24 protein-coding genes are annotated in these 24,460 nt (G+C 40.1%); 11 read left to right on the top strand and 13 right to left on the bottom strand.

All coding sequences use genetic code 11. The annotated features are described in order from the left end of the window. From BW139_RS13265 to BW139_RS13250, 4 genes are all read right to left on the bottom strand, one after another. Positions 1-1,344 carry a Na(+)-translocating NADH-quinone reductase subunit A gene (locus BW139_RS13265; protein ID WP_076919990.1) on the bottom strand — a complete coding sequence of 448 codons (1,344 nt, stop codon included), beginning with the start codon at positions 1,342-1,344 and terminating at the stop codon, positions 1-3. 355 nt (positions 1,345-1,699) lie between these two features. After that, on the bottom strand, positions 1,700-2,893 hold the full coding sequence (gene fabV / locus BW139_RS13260; protein WP_008111889.1) for an enoyl-ACP reductase FabV: 1,194 nt from the start codon (positions 2,891-2,893) through the stop codon (positions 1,700-1,702). 109 nt (positions 2,894-3,002) lie between these two features. Then, the gene (locus BW139_RS13255; RefSeq protein WP_010391086.1) at positions 3,003-3,314 is read right to left on the bottom strand and encodes a BolA family transcriptional regulator; all 312 of its coding nucleotides are present in this window, start codon (positions 3,312-3,314) and stop codon (positions 3,003-3,005) included. A gap of 69 nt (positions 3,315-3,383) precedes the next feature. Next, on the bottom strand, positions 3,384-3,971 hold the full coding sequence (locus BW139_RS13250; RefSeq protein WP_076919989.1) for an alpha-ketoglutarate-dependent dioxygenase AlkB: 588 nt from the start codon (positions 3,969-3,971) through the stop codon (positions 3,384-3,386). A 43-nt stretch (positions 3,972-4,014) separates the two neighbouring features. On the opposite strand from BW139_RS13250, the gene BW139_RS13245 reads away from it, so the two are divergent. Genes BW139_RS13245 through BW139_RS13230 form a run of 4 tightly spaced genes read left to right on the top strand, consistent with a single transcriptional unit; the run spans position 4,015 to position 7,778 of the window. Then, complete coding sequence (locus BW139_RS13245) at positions 4,015-5,163, top strand: methyltransferase (RefSeq protein WP_076919988.1); 1,149 nt, start codon at positions 4,015-4,017, stop codon at positions 5,161-5,163. After that, positions 5,164-5,724 (top strand): YajG family lipoprotein, encoded by a 561-nt coding sequence (locus BW139_RS13240; protein WP_076919987.1) that lies wholly within the window; start codon positions 5,164-5,166, stop codon positions 5,722-5,724. 2 nt (positions 5,725-5,726) lie between these two features. After that, positions 5,727-6,347, top strand: coding sequence for a peptidylprolyl isomerase (locus tag BW139_RS13235; protein WP_076919986.1), 621 nt, complete (start codon positions 5,727-5,729; stop codon positions 6,345-6,347). Positions 6,348-6,398: 51 nt separating this feature from the next. Further along, the gene (locus BW139_RS13230) at positions 6,399-7,778 is read left to right on the top strand and encodes an AmpG family muropeptide MFS transporter (protein ID WP_076919985.1); all 1,380 of its coding nucleotides are present in this window, start codon (positions 6,399-6,401) and stop codon (positions 7,776-7,778) included. 68 nt (positions 7,779-7,846) lie between these two features. Here BW139_RS13230 and BW139_RS13225 read toward each other — a convergent pair whose 3' ends face one another. After that, positions 7,847-8,086, bottom strand: a complete 240-nt coding sequence (locus BW139_RS13225; RefSeq protein WP_008111877.1) for a helix-turn-helix domain-containing protein — start codon at positions 8,084-8,086, stop codon at positions 7,847-7,849. A gap of 368 nt (positions 8,087-8,454) precedes the next feature. Here BW139_RS13225 and BW139_RS18590 point away from each other — a divergent pair, with 368 nt between their 5' ends. After that, entirely contained in the window at positions 8,455-8,643 is a 189-nt protein-coding gene (locus BW139_RS18590; protein WP_008465463.1) for a hypothetical protein, read from the top strand. 56 nt (positions 8,644-8,699) lie between these two features. On the opposite strand, the gene erpA is transcribed toward BW139_RS18590, so the two are convergent. Then, a complete protein-coding gene (erpA, locus tag BW139_RS13215) occupies positions 8,700-9,038 on the bottom strand; it encodes an iron-sulfur cluster insertion protein ErpA (RefSeq protein ID WP_002958911.1) in 339 nt (112 codons plus the stop codon). Positions 9,039-9,278: 240 nt separating this feature from the next. Here erpA and BW139_RS13210 point away from each other — a divergent pair, with 240 nt between their 5' ends. The 4 genes from BW139_RS13210 (at position 9,279) to hemL (ending at position 13,860) form a co-directional block, all read left to right on the top strand. Further along, positions 9,279-10,961: a chloride channel protein gene (locus tag BW139_RS13210; RefSeq protein WP_076919984.1), complete on the top strand. Its 1,683-nt coding sequence runs from the start codon at positions 9,279-9,281 to the stop codon at positions 10,959-10,961. Between the two features lie 16 nt (positions 10,962-10,977). Continuing rightward, a complete protein-coding gene (locus BW139_RS13205; protein ID WP_008111866.1) occupies positions 10,978-11,412 on the top strand; it encodes a CopD family protein in 435 nt (144 codons plus the stop codon). Positions 11,413-11,524: 112 nt separating this feature from the next. Beyond that, the gene (locus BW139_RS13200) at positions 11,525-12,541 is read left to right on the top strand and encodes an aspartate carbamoyltransferase (protein WP_008465459.1); all 1,017 of its coding nucleotides are present in this window, start codon (positions 11,525-11,527) and stop codon (positions 12,539-12,541) included. A 38-nt stretch (positions 12,542-12,579) separates the two neighbouring features. Continuing rightward, entirely contained in the window at positions 12,580-13,860 is a 1,281-nt protein-coding gene (gene hemL, locus BW139_RS13195) for a glutamate-1-semialdehyde 2,1-aminomutase (protein WP_069440337.1), read from the top strand. Between the two features lie 64 nt (positions 13,861-13,924). On the opposite strand, the gene mrcB is transcribed toward hemL, so the two are convergent. From mrcB to BW139_RS13175, 4 genes are all read right to left on the bottom strand, one after another. Then, positions 13,925-16,258 carry a penicillin-binding protein 1B gene (gene mrcB, locus BW139_RS13190; RefSeq protein WP_076919983.1) on the bottom strand — a complete coding sequence of 778 codons (2,334 nt, stop codon included), beginning with the start codon at positions 16,256-16,258 and terminating at the stop codon, positions 13,925-13,927. Between the two features lie 140 nt (positions 16,259-16,398). Then, a complete protein-coding gene (locus tag BW139_RS13185) occupies positions 16,399-17,628 on the bottom strand; it encodes an ammonium transporter (RefSeq protein WP_008465925.1) in 1,230 nt (409 codons plus the stop codon). A gap of 9 nt (positions 17,629-17,637) precedes the next feature. Further along, positions 17,638-17,976, bottom strand: a complete 339-nt coding sequence (locus BW139_RS13180; protein WP_010391070.1) for a P-II family nitrogen regulator — start codon at positions 17,974-17,976, stop codon at positions 17,638-17,640. Positions 17,977-18,283: 307 nt separating this feature from the next. Further along, the gene (locus tag BW139_RS13175) at positions 18,284-19,066 is read right to left on the bottom strand and encodes a response regulator (protein WP_076919982.1); all 783 of its coding nucleotides are present in this window, start codon (positions 19,064-19,066) and stop codon (positions 18,284-18,286) included. Positions 19,067-19,280: 214 nt separating this feature from the next. Between BW139_RS13175 and BW139_RS13170 the strand changes: the two genes are divergently transcribed. Next, positions 19,281-20,798 carry a S10 family peptidase gene (locus BW139_RS13170; protein WP_076919981.1) on the top strand — a complete coding sequence of 506 codons (1,518 nt, stop codon included), beginning with the start codon at positions 19,281-19,283 and terminating at the stop codon, positions 20,796-20,798. A 54-nt stretch (positions 20,799-20,852) separates the two neighbouring features. On the opposite strand, the gene BW139_RS13165 is transcribed toward BW139_RS13170, so the two are convergent. Together BW139_RS13165 and BW139_RS13160 are read right to left on the bottom strand one after the other, a co-directional pair. Continuing rightward, positions 20,853-21,539 (bottom strand): START domain-containing protein, encoded by a 687-nt coding sequence (locus BW139_RS13165; RefSeq protein ID WP_076919980.1) that lies wholly within the window; start codon positions 21,537-21,539, stop codon positions 20,853-20,855. Beyond that, the gene (locus BW139_RS13160; protein ID WP_076919979.1) at positions 21,539-23,059 is read right to left on the bottom strand and encodes a CYTH and CHAD domain-containing protein; all 1,521 of its coding nucleotides are present in this window, start codon (positions 23,057-23,059) and stop codon (positions 21,539-21,541) included. Before BW139_RS13160 ends, BW139_RS13165 begins: the two co-directional genes overlap by 1 nt. A 212-nt stretch (positions 23,060-23,271) precedes the next feature. On the opposite strand from BW139_RS13160, the gene BW139_RS13155 reads away from it, so the two are divergent. After that, positions 23,272-23,877, top strand: coding sequence for a TIGR04211 family SH3 domain-containing protein (locus BW139_RS13155; protein WP_076919978.1), 606 nt, complete (start codon positions 23,272-23,274; stop codon positions 23,875-23,877). A gap of 89 nt (positions 23,878-23,966) precedes the next feature. Here BW139_RS13155 and BW139_RS13150 read toward each other — a convergent pair whose 3' ends face one another. Then, positions 23,967-24,449, bottom strand: coding sequence for a winged helix-turn-helix transcriptional regulator (locus BW139_RS13150; RefSeq protein WP_016899359.1), 483 nt, complete (start codon positions 24,447-24,449; stop codon positions 23,967-23,969). Between the last annotated feature and the right edge of the window lie 11 nt (positions 24,450-24,460).

Here is a 24,460-nt window from a genome sequence, read left to right as displayed (position 1 = left end):
TTAGCCTTCCTTCTCGATCGTAGTTAAGCAATCGCGTAGGGCTGCGCCGTACTCGTATTTGCCAGGACAAACGAAGGTGCATAACGCTAAATCTTCTTCATCTAACTCAAGCGCACCTAATGAAATTGCACTGTCTAAATCACGAGACAATAAGTCACGTAATAAAAGCGTTGGCAAAATATCAAGTGGCATAACACGCTCATAGCTTCCAAGTGGAACCATGGCACGTTTTGAACCGCCTGTAGACGTTGTCATTTTAAATAAACGACTCGGTGTAAGGTGAGACAAGAATGTACGCGTTACAGAGAATTTATCACTACCTGGTGCAATCCAGCCAAACAACTCTTTTTCGCGACCTTCAAGTAATACAGATACTTGAACGTGGTAACGGCCTAAGAATGCATGAACACCAGACGACGTAGCACCTGCAAGTACAGAACCAGAAATAACACGGTTATCACCGTCTTCTAATTCACCTGCAACTAAGTCATCTAGAGAAGCACCTAATTGTGTTTTCACTAAACGAGGATTCTTAACACGCGGACCTGCAAGCGAGATTACACGGTCTGTGTAAATTTCACCAGTAAGGAAAAGGTGACCATACGCAATAACGTCTTGGTAACCGATATGCCAAACTTGCTTACTAGCAGATACTGGGTCAAGGTGATGGATATGAGTGCCAACAAGGCCAGCTGGGTGCACGCCACCAAACTCATGTACTTCTACTTGAGCGATAGGTGAACTAGGAACTTGGCTGCCTGCTTGCTTACAAACAAATACTTTGCCATCGGTTAAACGTGACACAACAGCCAAACCTGCTTCAAACGCTTTCGCATTTTCAGCAATAATTACTGCAGGATCTGCAGCAAGTGGATTGGTATCGATAGCTGTCACGAAAATAGAGCTAGGATTTGCATCCAACGCCGCTATTTTACTAAATGGGCGAGCACGTAGTGCTGTCCATTGACCCGATTGAACTAGTACTTCTTTAGCTTTTTCACGGTCTAAGCTGTTAAGCTCAGTTTCCGAGAAAGAACCAAAGGTGATTTGCTCACTGCCGTTTACTTCAATAACAACAGATTGCAGAACACGTTTAGCACCGCGATTAATTTCTTTTACTGTACCAGAAGCTGGTGCAGTAAATAATACGCCTGGGTTCTTTTTATCTTCAAAAAGTACCTGGCCTTTTTTGACTTGGTCATCCACACGAACATGCATGGTTGGACGCATACCGATAAACTCTTCACCTAGCACAGCTACACGTTTGACGGCAGAACCATCATGAATAACTTGCTGAGGTGCGCCCTCTAAGGGTAAATCCAGACCTTTTTTTATATTGATCATACGCACTTGCACTACATTAACGGAAAGAAACTGAAAAATCGTACCAACCACGCCGCTATTTGTATTATTGCAAGCTATAAAATGACTCGCTATAGATACCAAACAAGCAGCGCAGTAAAACTCCTCACATATTGCTTTGATTTTAACATTATTGTGACTGACTATGCGAGTGTATTTATGAAAATTATACGAGAGAAACGTTTATTTAGTTTTGTAATTCATAATTAATAAAATACAAGCTAGACCAAAGTGGTAAATAAACCATCAATTAACAAATATTTTTTCAAATCAAAGCTAAAAAACAAAAAAGTCGCACAAGGCGACTTTTAATATAACAACTTGTTCATGGCAATATTTAGTCAATCATATTTGCAATTGGCGCAACAGGGTTTACGTCTTGCTCATAATCAACAGCATCAATACCAAAACCAAACAGGCGTAAAAACTCATTATGGTAGCCAACGTAATCTGTAAGCTCATCAATTGAACTTGTGTCTACACTGTCCCAAATGGTTTGAACGCGAGATTGAACGTCATCTTCCAGTTCTTTATAATTTTGGAATAAATGCCCACCCTCATCAAAACGTGGTGAATCACCGTATAGGTTTTCACTAAATAGTGCATGAATTTGCTCAATAGTGCCCTCGTAAGTGCCATCAGCCTTCATTACTTTAAATAATGCAGAAATGTAAAGCGGCATAATTGGAATTGCCGAGCTTGCTTGAGTAACTACCGCATTAAGTGAAGAAACATAAGCTTCACCGTTTAAATCTTGGGTAGCGGCTTTAATAGCTGCAGTGGCACGGTCTAAATCTTCTTTCGCTTTACCTATGGTTGCATGCCCATATATTGGCCAAGTTAGTTCTTTACCAATGTATGTGTAAGCCGTTGTTTTAAAGTTTTCTGCTAATACATCTGCCTCTTTAAGGGCGTCAATCCACATTTCCCAATCTTCGCCACCCATTACTTTAATGGTGTTGTCGATATCGTCTTGGTTTGCAGCTTCAACGGTTACTTCATCGATTTCACGCTTTGACGTATTTAAGTTTTTAGTGGTTACTGCATTACCAATTGGCTTAAGTGTTGAAGAAAACACTTCGCCTGTATTTGGATCAGTGCGACGAGGTGACGCTAAGCTGTAAATTATACAGTCAACTTTACCTAATTCAGCTTTAATGGTGTTGATTGTTTTTTGTTTGATTTCGTTAGAAAACGCATCACCATTAATATTTTTAGACCATAAGCCTTCAGCTTCAGCGGCTGCTTGAAATGCCGCTGTGTTATACCAACCCGCAGAGCCTGTTTTACGTTCAGTGCCTTCTTTTTCAAAAAACACACCTAATGTTTTAGCGCCACCACCAAATGCAGCAGTAATACGAGATGCAAGGCCATAACCTGTAGACGCACCAATAACTAATACATTTTTAGGCGCATTTTTTAATGCTCCTTGCTGCTTAACATAATTAATTTGTTCTTGAACATGCTCTGCACAGCCAACTGGGTGTGCATTGGTGCAGATAAATCCGCGAATTTTAGGCTTAATGACCATTGATCATCCTATATCTTTTACAATAAAAATTAGCGCTAGTTTAAAGGCTAAAACAAAAAAAACTGATCTGATCAGTTACTCACTGCTCAAACCAATCCACTATTACCTGTTATCCAACTTTTGAGCCGCCCATGCAATTAGGTGACTGCGGCGCTTCGCCGTCGTGCTCTGTAAATTCCTCAGGAGTGTAAGTGTGCATAGCAAGCGCATGAATATGATTTGCCAGCTCATCTTTTAAAATTTCATTAATTTCACGATGACGCTGCAATAATCGCTTACCAGCGAATTCTTCACTGACTACAATCACTTTAAAGTGAGATTCAGTCCCCGCACTGTGCATATGGCTTTCGTTAATAACATTTAAATGCTTACACGCAATAGCATTTGCTAGCTTGTCACGTATTTGTTGTTGCATTGACATAAAAACCACCCTCAAAATTCAGTTATGTGCTTACTATAACAACTGCGGCTACACCATGGCTAATGCTATTTAATTAATATAGCGAAACGTTAAACTGATCCGCGGGTGTTTAAGTGTTGTTTGTTTAGGCAGCGCATGTTGATAATTTTGTTGGCTTTGGCCGCTCATTATTAAACAACTGCCACTTTGAAGTTTAATGTTAGTCACATTGTTACTCGCTTTATGTTTTAGCTTAAATAACCGTTCTGCACCAAGTGACACACACGCTATTGTAGGCTCAGGACCGAGCTGCGCCTCATCATCGCTATGCCAGCCCATGCAATCATGGCCATCCCGATAATAATTAACCAAAATTGAGTTAAATGGTTGCTGTAGGTGATTCTCTAAACGTGTTCGCATTGCAAGTAATACGTCTGGCCAAGGCTCTAAATCGAGTTTATGCCCAGAATAGCCGTACTCAAGATTTTCTTCGCTGATAAAGCATTGCAGCCTTGGTATTGGCCCCGTTTTACCAAACACTGTAATGTTTGGCTGTTGCCAGTTTAGGTTTTGCTGCAAATAGTAAAATAAATCGAGGCTTTTTTGCGCACTAAGCACCTTACTTTGATAAGAAAAGCCATTTGGTAAAAGTTGGGGGTTGGCGTTTGGCGGTTGCATGTTAGAATTTACCTATCATTTGATTACCGATCATTAAACTATTATGACTACGCAAGCTACGCTCGGCGATAACACCTTTACTCTTGAACGCTTTCCTTTGGATCAAAAAAACCGCAGCTTACAAGCGTGGGATTCAGCAGACGAATACCTCATTGACTATGTCAATGAACACTACCCTGATTGTCGCTCGTTACTGATCTTAAACGACAGCTTTGGTGCACTTAGCTGTTACTTTAGCAAACAACAATTAACAGTTTGTTCAGTAAACGACTCATATATTAGCCATCAGGCGGCTGCTTATAACTTGGCGGAAAACAAAATCGCAACGACGGCGTTTAGCCAGCTTGATAGTTTATCGGCTTTACCTGAGCAAGTAGACCTAGTGTTAGTAAAAGTACCACGCACGTTGGCTTTTTTACAGTATCAGTTATCTGAAATAAGCGAAGTGCTCGCGCCAGGTACACCGGTTATTGGCGCAGCAAAAACTAAAGACGTGCATAACTCTACTATTAAAGCATTTGAAGATTTTATTGGTGAGACGAAAACAAGCCTCGCGGTAAAAAAATCACGTTTAATTATTAGCCAAGCCGCTGGCGGTTATAAAGGCGCAGATTTCCCAGTAAGCTGGCCGCTCGAAGGCACTGATTTTACAATAAGTAATCATGCTAATGTGTTTTCACGTGATTCACTTGATATTGGCGCGCGTTTCTTTTTTAATTATTTACCGCAAACAAATAAAGCCAAAAATATTATTGATTTAGGCTGTGGTAATGGCGTGGTTGGTTTAATGACATTAGCGCGCTGTCCTAATGCTCATATTAGCTTTGTTGATGAGTCGTATATGGCGGTTGAATCAGCTCGACTCAACATTGAATTAAACATGGAAGACAAGTTTGAACAATGCACCTTTATAGAGAATGATTGTTTAACTGACTTTGAACGTGAAAGCGCTGATATTGTATTGTGCAACCCGCCCTTTCACCAAGCACAAGCGGTTACCGACCACATCGCGTGGCAAATGTTCAAGCAAGCAAAAGACACATTAAAGGAAGGTGGTGAGCTGCGTATTATTGGTAATCGTCATTTAGATTACCACGACAAACTAAACCGTATGTTTGGTAACTGTACTTTATTGGGCTCTAATAAAAAGTTTGTGGTACTTAGCGCAACTAAAAATAGTGGAACGTTATAAATGAAACTCATAAAGACATTATTGAGCTGTTGTACATTGGTGGTTTTTTCGGGATGTGCGAGCCAGCCTAACCAACTTATTCTTAACCCTGTGTATAAAAGTGGGCAAATAAGCTCAATAAATAGCAGCTTAAATACCAGTGTAATTGATTTACGTGGTGACAGTGCAACCTTAAAGCTTATTGAATCAAGCAAAACCAAAACCATTGCCAGCACGGGTATTACTGAGTCAGTTAAAAGTGCATTAGACAGTGCGCTTAGTCGCAATGGCGCTAGCATTTCTAATTTAGCGCAATTGCGCTTTGAGTTAGATATTCACGCACTGCAAGCTGTGGTTACAGAAAAGCTAATGAGCCATACCAGTGATGCCAAGATTGAATTTGAAGTACGGGTAATTCGCCCAACCAGTAATTTTAGTAAGCGCTACAGCGGTAATGCTAATTTATCTGGACCACTTGGTCACGATAGGGCAAAAGTTGAGGGTCAGCTCAATAAGTTGACTGAGCAGTTAATTACCCGCATTGTATCTGACCCTGAATTAATTGCATTTTTAGAAGGTTAATAATGAAGCAACTTTTTTTAATCTGCGTAAGCTTATTTTTTAGCGTCAGTAGTTTAGCGGCTCAAGAGGGCCGTTTTGTACAAAAAGATAATATTTTCCCTCGGGTAGAAATTGTGACATCGCTGGGCAGTATTGTGGTTGAGCTAGACCGTTCAAGAGCCCCGATTACGGTCAATAACTTTTTGACTTATGTGTCTGATAAGAGCTATCAAGGCAGTGTATTTCACCGTGTAGAACGCGATGTAGAAAATGATCGTGACTTTGTGATTCAAGGGGGTGGTTATGATAAAGATTACGATGGCCTGCATGAAAACGACCCTATTTTTAATGAAAGCGGTAACGGCTTAACTAATGATATGTATAGCATTGCTATGGCTTATCAAGACCGTGAACCACACTCTGGAACGCGTCAGTTCTTTTTTAACATGGATGACAATGACCACTTAAATCCTGGGCGTGATTGGGGATTTGCCGTGTTTGGCAGTGTTATGGAGGGTTATGAGACGCTCGATAAAATCATGGCTGTAAAAACGGGTTTTAATGACAAAATTGGCTACAACTTTGTTCCTGAAAAACCGGTTGTTATATTAAATATCAAGGTGCTTGAACAAGTTCCTTTATAACTTTTTATCAGAGCAGCTTTGGCTGCTCTTTCTATGAGCCAATGAGCCCCTATGAATAGCACACTTTCTGTTCGCGAATATTTTTCTTATTTTAAAGATAAACGTTTAATTAATGTTTTTATATTTGGAATGAGCAGTGGCTTTCCGTGGGTGTTAATTGGCTCGGTAATGTCGGCTTGGCTTAAAGATGAAGGGTTGAGCCGCAGCATGATTGGCCTATTTGGTATTGTGTTTGGTGCCTACAGTATCAATTTTTTATGGTCGCCTTTGATAGACCGCACTAAACTGCCCTTTTTGTACAACTGGCTTGGTCAGCGCCGTAGTTGGATACTGTTTTGCCAAAGCTTTATTTTGCTTGGCACATTGCTACTTGCAGGACTTGATTTGAAAGCAAACCTAGCGGTTGCCGCCGCACTGTGTTTGCTGATCGCCATAGCCTCTGCCACGCAAGATATTGCAATTGACGCCTTTCGAATAGACACTCTTAGTGAAAATGAATCTCACAAAGCCACCGCAGCCGCCGCAATGGCTACATCAGGTTGGTGGACAGGTTATGCTTTATTAGGGGCTGTGCCCTTTTACATGGCAGATATGCCAAACATAGACTGGCCGCAGGTGTATTATTTTTTATCTGCGATTATGCTGTTATTAATTAGCTGTGTATTTTGGGCTAAAGAGCCGCAATCAAATCGCGAAGCCGTTCATGCCGAGCTAGAACGTGTTTACCTTGAAAAGCTCGCAACGACTAAACAAACACCGCTTACAAAAACGCTCGCATGGCTAGGGGTTACCGTGGTTGACCCATTTAAAACCTTTTTTGCTAAAAATGGGGTTAAAACTGCACTAGCACTGCTGGCGTTTATTTTCTTATTTAAAATTGGTGAGGCATTTTTAGCGCGAATGTCGATTGTATTTTATAAAGAAGTCGGCTTTAGCAATACCCAAATAGCAAATTACTCCAAGCTTGGCACAGGTTTAATTACTATCATATTTGCCTTTTTGGGCAGTATTTTTAACCACAAATATGGCATAGTAAAAGGCTTGTTTATTAGTGGTGTAGCCATGGCAGCATCTAACTTAATGTTCTCTTGGATTGCTTTAGCTGGGCCACAAGAACACTTATATGCAATGGCAATTGTGGTTGATGGCTTTACCCAAGCGTGGTCTTTAGTGGCAATGGTTGCTTTTATATCTATGCTGTGTGATAGAGCATTTAGCGCCACTCATTATGCGCTATTGGCATCCTTGGGAAACTTAGGGCGTACGTTATTATCGAGTTACAGCGGCGTGGTTATTGATGATTGGCTGATGGGGAATTGGTCATTATTCTTTGTCTTAACAGCGCTTATGGTGTTACCTTCATTAGTATTTTTATACCTAATAAGACACAAACTATATGCGCTAGAGCAAAATTATCATAAAAATACCTAATGCTTCCCTGCACTAGTGTTGGCTGTAGACGCTAATTTAACTTTACGATTACAGCCAAAAAGAAAGCGTTAGTCAGCTTTAATTAAGCTTAATGCTTCATACGGGTCGACTTCTAATGCATTACAATAGCGAACGAACTCAATCACATCTAAACGACGCTCTTGGTTTTCTATTTTGCCTATAAAAGAATGTGGCGTGCCCAAAATTTGCGCTAAGCTGCGCATTGTATAGCCTTTTTCATGGCGCTTAGTTTTAAGCCACTTTGTTAACTTTGCATTTTCTTCCGAAGATACGGTTTTACCCATCATATACAACTCCTACTCGTTGTTTAACTGTACATATTGCCAAGTGCTCATCGTCGTCAACACCATAAACTCACTGCCACTGACTTAAGCGCAGTGTAAACGCTTACAATTCAACCAACAAAAAACGCTCAAATATGTACTAACTCTTTATTATTGTGAAAAATGAAACCTTGCCCGTTTCATTCTTGGATACATTATATACCATTCACCGTTGATCTGAATGATTAATTAGTAATTCTGCGATTAAAGTTTAACAACAAATATTTACCAAGTCTGAATAAGGTTAAATATTTTTATAACTTTTTTGTTTCATTTAAAAATAAGCTGTTTATTATTAGGGTTTATTGTCCCTAGCTGATAGAGATTAAATCATGTTTAGACTACTCTTTTTACTGCCTATTATTTTATGCTTGGGGTGGTACTTTTTTTTGCGTCATTATGCAATCCCATTAAAGCAGGGTAAAAAAGGCTTTATCTATATTTTAGCTTTCTCAGCGTTTGTACTTGGTTTTTTTGTGTTGATAATGCAAATAACAGAATACAGCCCAACTGAGTTATAATTACTACAGACATAAAAAAACCGCTGATTAAGCGGTTTTTTTGGATAACGATATTTTTATACGCTAAAACTAGCGCCACAGCCACATGTGGTGGTCGCATTAGGATTAGAGACAAAAAAGCGTGCCCCTTCTAATCCTTCAGTGTAGTCAACTTCACCATCAACTAAATACTGGATACTCATAGGGTCAATGACTAAGGTAACCCCATTTTTAACAATTTCTAAATCGCCCGGGTTTGCTTTTTCATCAAAAGTAAAACCGTATTGAAAACCTGAACACCCACCGCCTGTAACATAAACACGCAGTTTTAGATCTGGGTTTTCTTCTTCGTCGATTAACTGTTTAACACGCACAGCAGCTGCGTCGCTAAACTTAATGGGTAATTCTTCAGACATCTTATAACCCTCAATACCTTAATGCTAATGCGCGAGATTATCTAATACCTGAGTATTTTAATCAAGTATAGTTATAATCCATGTTTCCACGCTCCAATGCTAACATGGCTTGTTTAGCTCACTCTGTGAATAGATGCAGTATAAATTAAATTTAAATTAATCTGATGTTAAAAATCTCAAGGACTTCCCTAGACTATTTTGATAAACTTGACCCCTAAAAATGCTACGGGGAAATAAAGCATGTGGCTTGAGCGACTGAGACGTCGATTAGCAAAACCAAAAACATCCGTACAATTATGCTTATTAGGCGTAAGTGCCGGATTAATTGCTGCATTTTTTATTATACTGTTCCGCTTAACCATTTTATTTTTTCAAAGCTTATTTCTAGAAACCCCTGACGATTTTACCACTCTACCCACTTTAGAACGGGTATTAATGCCCTTAGTGGCAGCGTTATTAATAGCTACATTTGCGGCTTTCACTGGCTTTAAACATTACCGCTTAGGTATTCCTTTTGTAATACACAGAATCAAGCGCCATTACGGGCAAATGCCACTGTATAACACGGTTAATCAGTTTTTTGGTGGTGCACTGGCGCTGATCAGCGGTTTCTCTGTTGGCCGCGAAGGCCCATCAGTTCACATGGGAGCCGCCGGAGCAAGCATATTAGCGAATAAATTACACTTACCTCACAACGCTATGCGTACCCTCAGTGGATGTGGCGTTGCCGCGGGAATTGCTGCGTCGTTCAATACCCCGCTTGCTGCAGTTATTTTTGTAATGGAAGTGGTGCTCAGAGAATACAAAGTACATATTTTTGTGCCGATAATGCTCGCAGCCGTTACCGGCGCATTAGCCACTCAATTTGTATTTGGTGAAGGCTCAGAACTTGCGCTAATAAGCATTGCCCCCTTAAGTGGTTGGCATTACCCCTATTTAATTTTGTGCGGCATGGGGCTGGGCGCGGTGGCTTATGCTTTTAATCAAAACTTAATGCTGATTATTAAAACCTTTAAACCACTAAGTATGTTTCCTCGTTTAATAATTGCAGGGTGTATTGCCAGCTTAATTGCCTATGCAGTTCCACAAGCTATGGGCTCAGGGATGAGTGCGATAACCATTGCTGTAGAGTCACCTGAAAACATGCAACTACTTACCACTATTTTAATTGCTAAGTTATTAGCCACCTTGTTTGCTATTGGCTTAGGTATTCCTGGTGGGTTAATTGGTCCGGTTATTGGACTTGGCGTTTTAACCGGCACTTTAATGGCATTTTTTGCCCAGTTTATTAGCCCAGGAACTGACATAGCTGGTACTTATGGGGTGCTTGGCATGGCAGGCTTACTGGCGGCAACGTTGCACTCCCCCTTAGCAGCACTGACCACCGTGATGGAGCTGACCTCTTCACCGGAAATTATTGTACCGGCGATGATCGTCATTACCACCGCCTACGTTACAGCTTTGCAGGTATTTGGTAACCGCTCTATATTTTTACAGCAATTAGACTTTCAGGGATTACCTTACCATGTATCTCCCGCCACTGAAGCCCTACAAAAAGTAGGGGTGATGGATGATATGGATGAAGACTTTAAACTGCTCTACTCCGATGATAAAGAGCAAATAAAAAACAGCCTAGATGCCATGGACAGCCAAACACCGTTAATTGTGTTTGACGAAGAAAATGGTTATCGCCTAGCTGAATATGACTTAAGTTTAATGTCTGATCAGGCGGTCAATATAAAATACATTAGCTTACAAGGTATTAGCAGCCAAGCCACCCTTGCAGATGCATTTGAAATTTTAAATGATAAACGCAGTGGCGCGCTTTATGTGTATAACTTGCTAGATAATCAACAAATTATGGGATTACTACGGTGGGATCAAATCCATCATATTCTAACCATACGCAACAGTTTACTTTAACAATAATGAGAACAATATGAGCGCATTATTAATTTACAAAACCTTGCACGTATTTTTTATGATTGCTTGGTTTGCCGGTATTTTTTACCTACCTCGCCTTTTTGTTTATCACGCTATGAGTGAAGAAAAATCGTGTAACTCAATGCTAAAAGTAATGGAACGTCGGCTACTTTATTTTGTTACTCCCTTTGCTGTGCTTACCGCAGTATTTGGCGTGTTAACCATCTTTGAATACGGCCGCGAATGGTTTCGTTACAGCATGTGGTTGCATTACAAACTAGTGCTGGTAATCATTTTATATATTTATCATGGCTACTGTTTCAAGTTATTAGCTGATTTTAAACACGATAGAAATACTAAAAGCGATCGGTTTTACCGAATTTTCAACGAACTACCTGTTTTAGCGTTACTCGTAATAGTTGCCTTAGCCATAATTAAGCCAAGCTTTTAAATACAGGATTATAAATTACACTGCCAAGTCGCAAACTAAGTTTGTATAATACGCGCGATTGCGTGCTCCTTTATGGATTATCGCGCCTTTTTGAATAACTAGGAATAACCCCATGTTCAGTTTCCAAGGTGAAAATATACTCTCTGTTAATCAACTCGATCGAGACTGTATTGAACGTATATTTACTGTGGCAAAAAAAATGGAGCCATACGCAAAAAAACAAAAGCGTACCAATGTGCTTGAAGGCGCTATTTTAGCGAATCTATTTTTTGAACCTAGTACGCGTACTCGTGTTAGTTTTGGCACTGCGTTTAATTTACTCGGTGGACTAGTTCGTGAAACCACCGGTATGCAAAGCTCAGCGCTTGCTAAAGGCGAGTCTCTATATGATACCGCACGTGTTATTTCAGCCTATGCTGATGCGGTTGCAATGCGCCATCCTGACTCAGGCTCTGTAGCTGAATTTGCAACAGGCTGCAGCGTACCAGTAATAAACGGTGGCGATGGCCCTAATGAGCACCCTACTCAAGCACTGCTTGATTTACTAACCATTGAGCGTGAACTTAGCCGCTTCGATCAAAATATTGATGGTATGCATATTGCGCTAGTCGGCGATTTAAAATATGGTCGTACCGTTCACTCGCTATCAAAGTTATTATGCCATTACAAAGACATTCGATTTTCAATGGTCGCCCCTAATGGCTTACAAATGCCTGACTCGATTTTATCTGCCGTTGAAAATGCAGGACATAAAATTGAGCTGGTCGATAAAATGGAAGGTAACTTAGCAGCCGATATCGTTTATCAAACACGCATTCAAGAAGAGCGTTTTCCGTCGCAAGAAGAAGCCAACAAGTACCGTGGTGGATTTAGAATTAGCCAGTCTATTTACAATAGCCATTGCAAACCTAATTCGGTATTAATGCATCCGCTTCCTCGCGATAGCCGTTTAGAGGCAAACGAACTTGATAACGACTTAAATGCTAACGACAATCTAGCAATATTCCGCCAAGTACAAAATGGCGTTCTTATTCGTATGGCACTGTTTGCTTTAACCCTCGGCGTAGAAAACAAAGTTGAGCAGTATGAAGTAGACGTTCCTTGGTTTAGCCGCAAACGCGATAGCTAAGCTCTTATTTTTAAAGTGATAAAACAATAGGATTTTTCATGACAATTAGCCAAGACTTATTTAAACGAGCTCAAGACTCTATTCCTGGTGGGGTAAATTCACCAGTGCGTGCTTTTAATGGTGTAGGTGGTACTCCGCTGTTTATTACTAAAGCACAGGGCGCGTTTACATTTGATGCTGATGGCAACCGTTACATCGATTATGTTGGCTCTTGGGGTCCAATGATTATGGGCCACAATCACCCTGAAATTAAACAAGCAGTGCATGATGCGGTAGAAAATGGTTTAAGCTACGGAGCGCCTACTGAAGCTGAAATTTTAATGGCTGAAAAAGTTAAAGAGCTAGTACCATCAATCGAAAAAGTACGTATGGTAAGCTCTGGTACTGAAGCAACAATGAGTGCAATTCGCTTAGCCCGTGGTTTTACTGGTCGTGACAAAATCTTAAAATTTGAAGGATGTTACCACGGCCATGCAGACTCATTACTAGTAAAAGCCGGCTCTGGTGCATTAACTATGGGTGTACCTAACTCTCCGGGCATTCCTGAAGATTTAGCTAAGCATACACTCACGGTATCGTTTAACAATATTGAAGAAGTGAAAGCTATTTTTGCTAAATACGCCGATGAAATCGCGTGTATTATTGTTGAGCCAGTTGCAGGTAACATGAACTGTATCCCACCAGTACCTGGCTTTTTAGAAGGACTGCGTGAAGTCTGTGATCAGTACCAATCTGTGCTTATTTTTGACGAAGTAATGACAGGTTTTCGTGTAGCCCTTGGTGGCGCTCAGGCTTACTACAACATCAAACCAGACTTAACCTGTTTAGGTAAAGTAATTGGTGGTGGCATGCCAGTAGGCGCGTTTGGTGGTAAAACAGAAATTATGGATTACATAGCCCCTGTAGGCCCAGTTTATCAAGCGGGTACACTTTCAGGAAACCCAATTGCTATGGCTGCAGGTTTAAAATCACTTGAGTTACTAAGTGCACCTGGCGTTCACGAAAAATTAGAAGCTATTAGTAAAGCGATTTGTGAAGGCTTTGAAGCTGCAGCTAAGAAAGCAGGCATTGCCTTAACGACTAACTACGCTGGCGGCATGTATGGCTTTTTCTTTACTGATGCAGAAAAAGTAACTACTTACCAACAAGCCACTGAATGTGATTTAGAACGCTTTAAAAAGTTCTTCCACTTAATGCTTGAAGAAGGAGTTTATTTAGCACCATCAGCGTTTGAAGCCGGTTTTGTGTGTGCTGCGCACACAGAGCAAGAAGTTCAAGCAACAATTGAAGCGGCAGAGCGCGCTTTTGCTAAGCTATAACGTTTAGCTCATATGAATGCTTACTCATAAAAAAGCCCTTTCGGGCTTTTTTTGTTTTTATTCCTTAGCGAATACATTGGGGTCTTGGTTTAAACTCACTGGCTCTGAGTGGTAGTTGAATCACTTTTCCACAGCCTGGTGGTGCTTGCTTACCTGTTTGCTCGTTAACAAATGCCCACCGAATTGAAGGCGGACGCGTATCGGCAATAGCTTGCGGATTTAGCGGTTTTAAATAACGAATATAGGTTTCAAGCGCCCCTACACTACCAGTCAAGCCGGTGCTTTTATTATCGTCACGGCCAAGCCATGCAACCGTCACTGTATTTTGATCAAACCCAGCAAACCAGCTGTCGCGTAATTCGTTACTGGTACCTGTTTTACCTGCGAGCTGAATCGACGGAAAATGTAAATTTAAGCGTTTAGCGGTGCCATCTTTAGTTACCCGCTTCATAGCGTATTTGGTCATATACATGGCATCTTTAGCAAAACGTTGTTCGTTACTCACTTTATGCTTATAAAGTACTTTACCAACCGAGTCGGTTAACGCAGAGATAGACGTCAGCTCTCTATATTCGCCATCTGCAGCAATAGTGGTATAAAGCTGCGCCACTTCAAAGCTCGACATTTCAATAGCCCCTAATAACAACGATGGGTATTCATTAATATAACCTTTAGCTCCTAAGCCCCTGAGCGTGTTAGCGACTTTATCGACCCCAACATCAAGCCCTAAGTTAACTGCCGGAATATTAATACTGTGGCTAAATGCTTTATAAAGTGGCACAGCACCTCGATATTGACGATCAAAGTTTTCAGGCTGCCAAATATTTCCCTCTTCATTAGTGACTTGAACAGGTGAATCATCAAGCAACGTCGCTAAATTATAATGAGGAAGCTGCAGTGCACTTAAATACACTGCCGGTTTAACTAATGAGCCAATATTGCGTTTGGTATCGAGCACGCGGTTAAACCCTGAATAGCGCACATCACGTCCGGATACTAGCGCTGATACACCCGCTTTTTCAACATTAATGGAGATCATCGCCGCTTCTAATTCTTTGGTATTTGGACGTCTTTCCAAGTAAGGTAAACTGGCCTGAATCGATTCTTCCATTGCGGTTTGTTTTTGCAAATCGAAGTAGGTAAATACGCGTACTCCCGCATCTAATACTTCTTGATCAGGTAGCAGTTTTTTCAGTTCGCGATTAACCAACTCTAAGTAACCTGGGTAAGACTTTTGCAAGCTGGCTTTCATTGGCGCAATATCAATGGCGCGCTTTAACGAGGCTCGATACTCTTTGGTGGAAATAAGTTTATTATCGACCATTAAACGCAGCACTAAGTCACGACGCTCCATAGCACGTTCTTTGTAACGTCGTGGATTGTAATAAGAAGGGCCTTTAACCATGGCCACTAGCAGGGCAATTTGGTCGTACTCGAGTTCATCAACGGGTTTTGCAAAGTAAAACTCGGCCGCTAATCCCATACCATGCACACCTTGGTTATAAGACTGACCTAGGTAGACTTCGTTTAAATAGGCCTCGAGAATCTGATCTTTTGAGTAACGATAATCAAGAATAAGCGCAATAAAGGCTTCATTGATTTTGCGTACTAACGAACGTTCGCGAGTAAGGTAAATATTTTTAGCTAGCTGTTGCGTGAGTGTGCTGCCCCCTTGTACGGTTCTTCCTGCGCGAATATTGGTATACAAAGCGCGTAAAATAGAAAATACCGATACCCCGTGATGCTCATAAAAATCGCGGTCTTCGACCACTAACAAAGCATTTTTAAGCATGTCTGGAAATTTATCTAATGGCACAAATTCACGGTCTTGTTTTGAGTCATTACCTATACGGGCTATTTGCACAGGCTCTAATCTGGCAGTGTTTAAGCGACGACCAAATTTATCCTTAATACTGGCAACCTTTTCTCCAGAAAAGCGCAGTTCAATTACATGAGCGCTCTCTAAACCATCATAAAATTCAAAATCACGACGAAAAATCTTAATACTATTGGCTGCTTTAATATATTGCCCTGTGCGGCTCAAGCGATTAACTGCCGTGTAATTTAAACGTTTAAGCTCCCATAAAACTTCTTGCTCAGATAAAAACTGCCCTGGGAAAAAGGTCATTGAACGCGCATACACTTGGGCTGGAAGTTGCCATTTATTGCCCTCAAATTGGCGGGTGATTTTTGCATCAAGATAAATAAAATAGAGTGCTACAGCGATGAAAGTCGCCAGACTTAGTTTCCAAAAAATAGAAAACAACGTTTTTAAAAATGGCCGTTTAGCCGAACTTGCGGCTTTTTTTGCAGCACTTTTTCGCGCTGATGTTTTAGATGACTTAGTAGCACGCTTAGTCGGGGATTTGCTGGTCGGTGTTTTCTTTTTTTCAGCCATTTAAGTGTAATATATTCCAAAGGTTGATTTAACGCGAAGAGCTTATCACATTACTCTAACACCTGAAAAATTAACCCTCCCTGAAATCAAAAAAGCCCTAACTCAGTAGGGCTTTGATTGAACACACAATACTTTTACTTTTAATTACTTCTTACTGAAACAAACTCTGGGTAAGCATCAATACCACAATCATGTTGATCCATACCGTTTAGCTCTTCCTCTTCGGTAACACGAATACCCATGGTTTGTTTTAAGACTGCCCAAACAATGAATGAAGCGATAAACACAAAACCAATGATACATAGTAAACCAATTAACTGCGCCACAATGTTAGCCTCTGCATTAGTAACAGGTACCAAAACCACACCAAGTATGCCACATACACCATGCACAGAGATGGCACCTACAGGATCATCAATTTTTACTTTATCAAGAGCCACAATGCTCAGTACAACTAGCGAGCCACCTAATAGGCCATATAAACACGCCATTAATGGTGAAGGTGATAATGGATCTGCAGTAATAACCACTAAGCCTGCAAGTGCACCATTAAGTACCATGGTTAAATCGGCTTTGCCCCATAATAATTTACATAAGAACAAGGCTGAAATTGCACCCATAGCTGCCGCAGCATTGGTATTAAGTAGTATTTGACCCACTGCAGTTGCATTTTCTTTATCTGAAATTAATAACTGTGATCCACCGTTAAAGCCAAACCAACCCATCCATAAAATAAATGTACCCAATGTAGCAAGTGGTAAGTTTGAACCTGGAATTGGGTAAATTTCACCATTTTTACCATATTTACCTTTACGTGCCCCCAGTAGAATTACACCCGCAAGCGCTGCAGCTGCACCAGTTGCATGTACAATGGCAGAGCCTGCAAAATCAACAAAGCCTAATTCAGATAAGAAGCCACCACCCCATGTCCAGTAACCTTCAATTGGGTAAATTAATCCTGTTAGTACTACTGTAAACACTAAGAAAGCCCATAACTTCATACGCTCCGCTACGGCGCCAGACACAATAGACATAGCCGTTGCAACAAATACTACTTGGAAGAAAAAGTCAGATTCTAGTGAGTGATTAGCATCTGCTGCTTCGCTACCTATTAAGCCACCAAATGAAGGAATAATTCCGCCTTCAACGTTGTCTACATACATAATGTTGTAGCCAACCAATAAAAACATAGTACAAGCGATAGAATAAAGTGCGATATTTTTAGTTAGAATTTCTGTGGTATTTTTTGAGCGCACTAAACCAGCTTCTAACATTGCAAAACCGGCTGCCATCCACATAACTAAGATGCCAGAGATTAAAAAGTAAAACGTATCGAGCGAAAACTTCAGCTCTATAATTGTATTTTCCATGTTGCCCCCTTAAATTGCGTCATCATCAAGTTCGCCAGTACGAATACGGACGATTTGATCTAAGTCGTAAACAAAAATTTTGCCGTCACCAATTTTGCCCGTTCCAGCAACTTTGGTAATGGTTTCTACAACGCGTTGGCAATTTTCACTACGAGTGGCAATTTCAAGTTTAATTTTAGGTATAAAGTCAACTTGGTACTCTGCACCACGGTATAACTCTGTATGACCTCTTTGACGTCCAAACCCCTTAACGTCAACCACTGTCATTCCTTCGATGCCTAAATCAGCGAGTGCTTCACGCACATCATCTAGTTTGAATGGCTTTATTATTGCACTGATCATTTTCACAAAGGCCCCCTTAGGACACTAGCTTGTTATTGTATTTGCTCTATACAATCCAACCTTTGTGCCACCTTTAAATTGACAATAAAAACAAAGCCTTATTAAATTAAAAAATATAAAAAACAAAAAAACGCACCATTTAGGTGCGCTTTTTTTAAGCAAAATGCAGGATTGGTGCGAGTCGATAAATACGTAAATAGTCGTCTTAACTAACCGTTACACTCCCACCAAATAAACATTGATAATGTGCCTAATCTGAACTCTGGCTAATAAAATCTATTTCAACCAGAGTTCAGGTAATTTAAGATTAGAGTTACTCTGTCGCATCGAGAGACAAAGCCGGCTTTTTAGCATTACTTAGCCATATTGACTCCATAGTTTGCACCACTCGAAAATGAAACTCTTCATGAGTAAAGGGCTTAGTTAAAAAGTCATTCGCACCTGATTTAATAAATCGTGCAGCAACGCCATAACTATATACATCAGCTAAACCAATAATGGCCAATTGCTCACGGCTTTTAATATTACGAATAGCTCTAATTAATTCAAAACCATTCATACCTGATAAGTTATGGTCAGTGATCACTAAGTTGATTTCCTGATCATGCTCAAGTATATGAAGAGCTTGCGCACTATTATCAACAGTAATGACGTCAAACAATTGTTTTTCGAGCATTTGCTTAACCAAGCTACTGCTCAATAAGGAATTATCTACAACCAGCGCTTTGCGCCCCTGGTTACGCAATAACTGTGCTACAAATTTAATCGCATAAAGATAAGAGTCGCGATTATCTTTAATGACGTAATCGATAATACCTAATTCCAGCATTTTTAAACGTGTATGTTCATCTGTTTGCGTTGTCATCACCAGCGTGGGGATACCTTGCGACAGTGTAAAGCGAGTTATATCAGTATCGATTTGCCCACCAACAGATAAATCAACCAACGCAAGCGAATAGCTGGTTTGGCTTAGTAACTTTTGACATTGAGAAAATGAACGAGCAAAATCAACGCGCACATCAAGGTAATGCGCAGCAATATGTTTGAGTACCTGCTGTACCCTTATATTATCTTCAACAATTAAAACCCGTTGCATAAACTCCCTTTCATTTACGTTCACCCTTTAAGGTGCTTGTGCGTTTTTTAAAAATCACTTTGATATAAAGTAAAGCTTAGCGACTGATTACTTAAAAAGCTTAATCGGTAATTACATAGACTCAACGATTATTATCGGCAGCTAGTCTCAATACTTTTGTTTTTTAGTGAAATATCGCTATAACTGCAGTACATAAAATAAAAAAGGGTTACTTATGAAATTTAGTCGAAGTCTATTTTTACCCATTGCCGCAATTGCACTCACATTTACAAGTGCAACATTTGCCGATAATCAACGCCGTATTGATATCGACAGTAAAGTAGTTACTCAGCATAAAGCAAAAATAAATAACGAACGATTTTCGTATACGGTAGCAACAGGCACACAACCGGTATGGGATAACAAGGGAGATGCCATCGCAACCCTTCAATACACTTACTACACCCGCGATAAAGTAGATGACAGAACAAAGCGTCCATTACTTATTTCATTTAATGGTGGCCCAGGCTCAGCATCGGTTTGGATGCATTTAGCTTACACCGGCCCTCGTGTTTTAAAAATTGACGACGAAGGCTACCCAATTCAACCTTACGGTGTAAAAGATAACCCTTATTCAGTTTTAGATGTCGCCGATATCGTTTACGTAAACCCTGTAAATACAGGTTATTCACGTGTTGTAGAAGATAAAGACGGTAACCTTCTACCTAAAGACAAACAAAAAGAGTTATTTTTTGGCGTTAATGCCGATATAAAGTACCTAGCAGAATGGCTTAATACTTTTGTATCTCGAAATGAACGCTGGCGCTCTCCAAAATTTTTAATTGGTGAAAGCTATGGTACAACGCGTGTATCGGGTTTAGCGCATGAGCTGCAAAATAGTCAGTGGATGTATATTAACGGTGTTGTACTCGTTTCACCTACCGATATTGGTATTAAACGCGACGGCCCAGTAAAAGCCGCTAACCGCCTACCCTACTTTGCTGCAACAGCATGGTATCACAAAGCACTAAACGCCGATTTACAAGCAAAAGACTTAGACGAGCTATTACCAGAAGTTGAACAGTTTACTGTTAATGAGCTCATCCCTGCGCTTGCAAAAGGCGGTTTTATTGCGCCAGAAGAAAAACGTCGTATTATTAAAAAAATGGCTGAATATGCAGGTTTATCTGAAACATTTGTGAGTCAAAACAACTTAGATATTCCAACACAGTTTTTTTGGAAAGAGTTATTGCGTGAACGCGGGCAAATGGTCGGGCGACTGGATTCTCGTTATTTAGGCATAGATAAGCGCGATGCTGGTGAATCACCAGATTACTGGGCAGAGCTTACATCATGGCTGCACTCTTTCACTCCTGCAATTAACTATTATCTTCGTGAAGAGCTTAATTACAAGACCGATATCAAATATAACTTATTTGGTAACGTTCACCCATGGGACAGAAGCGGCAACAATACCGGTGAAAATTTGCGTTTAGCTATGGCTCAAAACCCTTATTTAAATGTGATGGTTCAGGCGGGTTATTTTGACGGTGCAACCAATTACTTTGATGCCAAGTACACCATGTGGCAATTAGATCCAAGTGGTAAAATGCAAGATAGATTAAGCTTTAAAGGCTACCGCAGTGGCCACATGATGTATCTACGCCATGCAGATTTAGAAAGCTCTAATAACGATTTACGCGAGTTTATAATGCAGTCTTTACCCAAAGACGGTGAATCCGCTAAATACTAATTAGCTTATATCCACTTAAAAAAGTGACCACTTAGGTCACTTTTTTGCTTATAACTACGGCAATTCGCCATGTGTGCAATCCCCAGTGCGAATGACGGTTGACTTCGCTGTGTACTGCTTAGTAGCAAGTGTTTCAGCTAAATTTATTAGCGTCTTAAGGGTGCTTTTTAAAGCGACCCGATTATTTAACCATGTAGGTATCTTGCCGCCTGGTAACGCATACACTTGATAACTAATATGTAAATTTTCCGCCTGCTGAGTTAACAACCACGTTGCATTTAAGGTGCTTATTCTTATTACCCCTTTAGTTTGAGGTAAAAAATCTGGGCGCGCGTGAATACTAAGTTGCGTTTGCAAGTCATTCACTTTTGTATAGCACGAATAAGTAATCACATCCCTGTTACTAACAGGCCAAGGGGAGTCAATATAACTATAAACAAGATTTTCTGAAGGGCTTAAAATTTTGAGTAACGTAACCTTAGTAATATTTTCTATCCAGCGGGGAGCTGTATCAGTATCACTGAGTAAAGCAACTAAATCCTCTTCGGTGGCATTGTTAACCACCGTTTCAGCTTTCATTTTCAAGGTATCGTCAGTTAAACGCTGAAAATAAACACTCACCCCTTGCTTACTTTCGTACAATTGCCAAGAGGGCTGTGAATACACATTTGTAGTAAAACAAAAAAGTGAAAAAATCATACACTTTTGCATCGAAGTCCGGCCACAAAAGTGCTTAGCCATTAAAGCCAATAGGGTTCTGTATCAAATGAAGCGTTTCGACTTTGCTCCATGGCACTGACTAAAAAGTCAGATTTTTGTTCTAACCATAGTTGTATTTTTGCCAGTTGAGCATCTTCTTGCCCGCCACACAGCTGTTTTAAATAATCAAGTGTGCTTAACTCATACATCCCATGAGAAATATCCAGCCAAGGAAGCCTAAACTCTAATCGCTCATCTTTATTAAATAGTGCGCCTAAACAGTTACCACTGAGTAAACTGTTCTCTAATTGAGTGCGAAAGTTTAAGTAATCATTACCGGCTAAACTTTGCTCTTTAGGGAGTAAACGGTGTAAGTTTTTCCAATCTTTATCAAATAAGCGATGAGCAATATCCACAATAGGTTGCTCTGCATTTTGTAGCTCTGCTTGGCTCCAATCTTTACGCCACTGCTTGTTTATTAACCATGTGGTTAAGCTCAGCAATAAACGGTTGTAGCGGGCACTATGAAAGAGCGAAAAAATATCGTCAATGCTCGGCTGTAACTCTTTTAAATCGTTAATAACTTGCGTTAACGCTGGGGCGCTATTTATTTTTTTATAAAAAGCATGGCGCTTTGAGGTATAAGTTTTTAACTGAATTGCATTTTCAACCCATGCTAATTCGCTTAATAACCACTTAAGTTCAGTTCTAAGATGCTCGGTACTTTCTTTACTCACAATATCGTCAAACAGCCAAAAGTTATGGCGAATTAAACTAATGCCATCGGTTACGCGCTTTAATGTTTTTAAGCTCGGCTTATCGAAATAGCATTGCTCGTGTTTTTGCACAAAGCGAATACCAAAACCCATAGCTTCAATAAGGGCTTGCTCTTGAGTCGCTTGCTTATTGAGTTTAACAAAACCGATTGATTTACTTGGTTGTAACGGTGAGTCATCCGCAAGACGATAGCCTCTTGCTGCTTTTGAATAGAGCCCTAAACGAATATTATTTTGGCTCACTAATACATCGGCAAAAGCAAATAGCTCCTCACGTCTGCCTTCAACCAGCTCGATTTCAAGCTCGCTGATGATTTCTACTTTACCTGACGCAGCGACTTCACCTTTATCTAATACCACTTCAATTTTGGCACCATTTTGCGTTTCAATTAACCACGTACGGCGAATGAAGTTAGTACTAAATATAGGGTATAGATTTTGCGATATTGCATCTATTTGCATACCGTGAGGCCAAATTGATGAATCAAACGCCATTAGATTTGGTCGATTTGTTTCTATTGGAAGATTGTATTCTGGGCGCTGATGTAAGCCCCCTACTACTTCTCCTGCCAGCTTGATTGTTTGCTCACAGCGCTCGTCTGTACAACGCGTTCTAAAACCAATATCGAGTGCTCTTAGCTCTCTGCTTGGTGTATCAAAATAAGCATTTTGCAAACTTTTAGAAGGTTTGTTTGTGACTGTTTTTGCAAATTGAGTAATTAATGAGGGGATCAGTGGAATGACGTCATCTGATACCAAAAATTTCAGTTCTATCTCAGTATCCATTAGGCTTGCGGATTACCCTTAAAATTAATAAGTGCTCAAAATAAACAAAGCAGCCCTATATTGCAAATTTTTTAGTCATAAACCCGCATGCAAAATACTCTGGTTACAATATCTGTCTTGCTATTAAACTATTAAATCCATACTATCTATATACTTATGCGAAATAAAAATCACGTTCACAACGGACACTGCTAGATTAACAAGGTAGATAAATGCTAAAACACTGTTTACTATGGCTGCTTTTAACAGCCGCCCCGTTTATGAGCCAAGCAGAGGAAGCTCAATCAACGTCGCCAACTAATGCTAAAACAGCTTATATAATCGATAACTTGTATACTTTTATGCGCTCAGGTGCCAGTAAAGACTATCGCTTACTCGGTTCAATAGATGCAGGTACACAACTCACTTTGTTATCTGATGAACAAAACGGCTTTATAAAAGTTAAAGATGATAAAGACCGTGAAGGCTGGGTAGAGGCAAAATTTATCAGTGAATCAGCTGGTTTGAAACAACAATACCAAGCGCTTAATAACGAAATGAGCACTATTCAGAATAGACTTCGCCAAGCGCAAGTTGAGTTACCTGAGCTGCAAGAGCAAAACTCACAGCTAACCGAACAAAACGCGCAACTATTAGCACAAATTAGTCAACTACAAGGTGAACTTTCTCAAGAGCAACAACTAAAACAAGCAACCAGTGCTAAAGAAAAACGCCAGTTACTTACATACGGCGGAGCCATTGCATTTTTAGGTTTGTTCTTAGGAATTATCTTAACTATCGTGTTATCACGTAGAAAACGCTATGAAGGTTGGGCATAAGCTTAACTTACTATAGCAGGCATAAAAAAAGCATCAAATGATGCTTTTTTTATGCCTGCTATAGTTTATTTTTAATAAAATACTCTGCATTACATATCTAAACGCAGTCCAGGGTCTTGTTTGATTTTTTCTATCACCATGTACGTGTGATGAGTTCCGACTCCTGGGATATCAACCAAATCACCTAATACTTCTCTGTATTCGTCCATGTTGGAAACGCGAATTTTTAATAAGTAGTCATAGCCACCGGCTACCATATCACATTCAACAACCTGCTTAATTTTAAGAATATGCTCACGAAATACTTTAAATACCGCTGTATTTGAGGTAACTAACGATACCTGTACGTGGGCCACTAAGCTTTGATTGAGCTTTTCCTCACTTAACTTAGCAAAATAGCCCTCAATATAGCCCTCTTGCTCTAAACGTTTAACCCTATCTAAACAGGGACTGGGGCTTAAATTAACCTGCTTTGCGAGGTTAACATTTGAAATTCTACCATTGCGCTGCAAAACGTCTAAAATTGATATATCGATACGATCAAGCAGGCGTAATCTATTCGGATTAGTCATATCAGTATTTT

Origin of the sequence: Pseudoalteromonas sp. SK18, assembly GCF_001974855.1 — a bacterium.
Taxonomy (GTDB): domain Bacteria; phylum Pseudomonadota; class Gammaproteobacteria; order Enterobacterales; family Alteromonadaceae; genus Pseudoalteromonas.
This window is presented reverse-complemented; position numbering and strand designations above follow the sequence as displayed.